Source organism: Bartonella sp. EBT8 (assembly GCF_055796165.1).
This window is the reverse complement of record NZ_JBTTDJ010000035.1, coordinates 1-3,603: the sequence shown is the minus strand read 5'-3', so window position 1 is coordinate 3,603 and position 3,603 is coordinate 1. Positions and strand designations below refer to the sequence as shown.

General features: G+C 45.4%; 3 protein-coding genes. All 3 read left to right on the top strand.

Annotated elements, in window-relative coordinates; translation table 11 throughout:
* Positions 1-1,815: DUF4815 domain-containing protein (locus AC0QT4_RS08605; RefSeq protein WP_473201266.1), on the top strand; the 1,815-nt coding region annotated here is incomplete at its 5' end.
* Positions 1,816-1,874: 59 nt separating this feature from the next.
* Positions 1,875-3,362 carry a Bgr_08870 family protein gene (locus tag AC0QT4_RS08600; RefSeq protein ID WP_473201265.1) on the top strand — a complete coding sequence of 496 codons (1,488 nt, stop codon included), beginning with the start codon at positions 1,875-1,877 and terminating at the stop codon, positions 3,360-3,362.
* A gap of 8 nt (positions 3,363-3,370) precedes the next feature.
* Complete coding sequence (locus AC0QT4_RS08595) at positions 3,371-3,598, top strand: hypothetical protein (RefSeq protein ID WP_473201264.1); 228 nt, start codon at positions 3,371-3,373, stop codon at positions 3,596-3,598.
* The last annotated feature ends 5 nt before the right edge of the window (positions 3,599-3,603 follow it).

Genomic DNA, 3,603 nt, shown 5'->3' with positions numbered 1-3,603 from the left:
GTTGCCCCCTATGATGAGATGTGGCGTTATTTTCAACGGGTCCTCTCCCTTGATCGCTTGATGCAATTAGAGCGCATTAAAAGCAATGTTGACTCTAAAGAGCCCGTTGCCAAAAAAGGCATGTTTGCCGACCCGTTTCTTGATGATACTTACAGAGATGAAGGATTTGCGCAAACAGGAGCTGTTGGCAATGGCATTTTACAACTGCCTATTAATCCAACCTTTTATACCGCCCCCTTAAAGGCTCCCGTCACCCTTGACTGGACAAATGAAGTGATCATCGCGCAAGAATTGACAACAGCTTGCGAAAAAATCAACCCCTATCAAAACTTTACCCCTCTGCCTGGGACGATTACACTCTCACCCGCTACAGATTTTTGGCATGTCCAGCGTACCGATTGGCTCTCGAGCGTGACCAATCAATTGTTTATGGGAACGCACCGCGGCAGCAGTCTTCGCAAGACAGAGGTGAATGATGAACTGATCAATATTTCCCAAGAGCAAATCGATTTTTTAAGACCCATTATCCTTCACTTTAAAATTGAAGGCTTTGGCAAGGGAGAAATTTTAGACACGCTCACCTTTGATGGTGTGAATGTTTTGCCAACAAGCCGCCTTGTTGCCAATAGCAATGGCATTTTGGAAGGCACTTTCAAGATTCCTGAACACATCCCTGCTGGCACAAAGAGCGTTGTGGCAACAGGGAAAGGAGGAACCATTGCGACAGGTCTGTTTACGGGGCAAGGGGTCATTGATGTGAAAGTGATGCGGCACACCACAACGGTAAAGATCTGGAGGCAAGTGGACCCTCAAGCGCAAGTCTTTACACCAGAAGAAACACGGCAAATCACTGCTATTGACTTTCATCTTTGTAAAATCGGCAATCCTGCTCATGATCTGGTGATTGATTTGGTGACAACAGAAAACGGTTATCCAACAGCCGATATTCAAGCCCAAAGCTTTTATTCGATGAAGGGGGCAAAACTCGGATGGGCACAGGCACGCTATGATGTCCCACTCCTTGTTGCCAATGATCGCTTAACAGCTTTTGTCCTTAAGACCGATGATAGTGATCATTCCCTCTCACTCGCAAAGCTTGGGGATTTTGATGAAGAACAGCAAAGATATGTCTCAAGTCACCCCTATGTGACCGGTCCTCGTTTTTCCTCTGTCAATGCGCAAAGCTGGACAGCCCATCAAGATGAGGCTTTAGCCTTCCGTGTTTTGGCAGCACGCTACACACAAACAACAAAAACCATTGATCTTGGCACCTTTGATCTTGTTGACTGTTCTGATTTGCAAATCCGTGCCGCGGTTGAATTGCCTTCTAGTGATTGTTCGGTGATCTTTGAAATTGAAAGAAACAATGGCACGATTTATCAACTTCTCCCCTTTCAATTGTTAAGCCTCACCGAATATATCAGTGAAACAGTTCAATTACGTGCCATTCTCAAAGGCACAGAAAAACTCTCCCCCGTTCTGTTTGCTCCTGTTCAGTTGATTGCCGGCAAGATTCATAACACAGCAACCTATGTTACCCGTGCTTTTGCCTTTGGTGAGAAGGCAAGATTGACCAGCTATATCAAGACCTTTTTACCAGGCGGCTCCACATTCACTTTAGAGATGCAACTGGATGATGGTGCTTTTACCCCCCTCACCTTAGAGGAAACAGAACAGCTTTCCGAGCCGCTTTGGGTGGAGCGAAAATTTGTCAGCAGCAATAAGACAGCGAGACAAGCGCGCTTGAAACTCACTTTAACCGGTGGACCTTCGGCGCGATCAATGTTGCGTGATTTTGGTGCTGGCATCTTGTGATACCCCCCTCGCTTTGAAAGATCAGATTTTGGGCAGCTTTAGAGACTTGGAGAATAGACATGACAAAAACCAAAAAGCTTGCAATGGAATTGCCCAAAGAAGGGCGTTTTATCAGTTCTGAATTCCCCATTTTGCGTGAGAATTTGACAAAACTTGATCAAGCCATCGCCGATGTGGAAGAAAAGCTAGATAAAAAAGCTCCTTCAAAACATACGCATAGCATAGGGGATGTTACAGATCTTGAAGCAGTCCTCAAAGGTAAAATGGCAGCGGACAAAACCTTCACTTTAACTGATTTGGGTGATATCGAGGGCGCTAAGGACGCCGCTAACAATTATGTTCTCTATAAAGCTAGCAACAATCATTTTACCTTTGGCAGTGCTGTCTCTTTGCTTGGAGCCCACCAACACAAAATTGAAGATATTGTCGGTCTTGATAGATTTAGAGCAAAGCTTAATGAAGATCTGACAAGCTATGGGCGCCTAGCACAAGCCAATGAATGGCAGGATTACAATAAGTTCACAAAAAAAGTCACTATGAGTGATGGCTTGGAACTCATAAGCAATTCATCTGAAAACTTCACGCACCTTCATCATTCACTATCCGATTTAATGGGTATTGCTCATACGCCATTGAGTATCATGCGGGATGGTAATCAGGATGGTAATTCGTCATTGAGTATCAGACATAATGGTGAAGTGGTGACAAGCTTAAGTGCAACGGGAAGCAAGCTTAAAGGACCGCTGAAAGTTGATGGTGCGGAAGTTTATAGCAAAGAGGAAGCTGTTGTTGCTCTTCAAGAAATACGTGATGAAATCACAAAACTGAGGAAAGCGACCTCTCCCCTAGAAGTTCTTGTAACACAAAGTGGCACTATTCCATTGCCTGAAGGGGTTAGCGATAACACCGATATCGAAATATGGGCATGGGGTGGCGGTGGTGGTGGGGGAGATGGAGGCTGGTTAAGAAATAATACCTCCCTTAACAGTCGTATCACCTACTATGGTGGTGGTGGTGGTGGAAGTCAATATGCGTGTGTTAAAGTAAAAGCTTCACAACTAAGATCGGCAAAAGCCATTGAAATTGGTCGAGGAGGACGAGGTGCTTCTCCGGGAGGCAGTGGAGGTGCTGGTGGTGATACACGCATCGCAGGAATTATTATAGCATATGGGGGTGCTGGTGGAGGTGGAGGCGCCGGTGGTTCAGGAGGCACATCTTACTTCAATGGTAGCCATGGCGGCGATGCTAGTTTTCATGGTTATAGAGGGAGCTCCTTTATTTACGCCGGTGGGTATGGTGGTGATGGGGGTAGTGGTAATGGTGGAAACTCTTTTTTTGGCGGCGGTGGAGGTGGAGGTGCTAGTGCTAATAATGGGAGTGGCGGTTATGGTGGAGAGAGCCAAAAAGGTGGTCATGGTGGTAAAGGCTGCAATGGCAGTGGAGAGGGCGGCGGCGGTGGGGGTGGCTATTTTCCAGGAGAAGATGGTGGAGTTAGTAAAGGGGGTAATGGCGGTAATGGAGCAATCTTGTTTAGATTTTTTATATAGGAGTTTTTATGGACTATGCAGTTGTTGAAAATGGTGTGGTGACAAACGTTATTGTTGCCTCAGAAAATTATGTTCATTTATCTGAGGGAAAAGCAATCCCCTCAAGTGAAGCGCAAATTGGCTGGACTTATAAAGATGGAAAATTCTCTCCTCCTATTATTGATGAAGAAAAAAACTCTTTGTCTTCTGAAAGAGCTAAGACAGACGCATCAGTAGAATCTATGAAAGAACGATAAGAGAA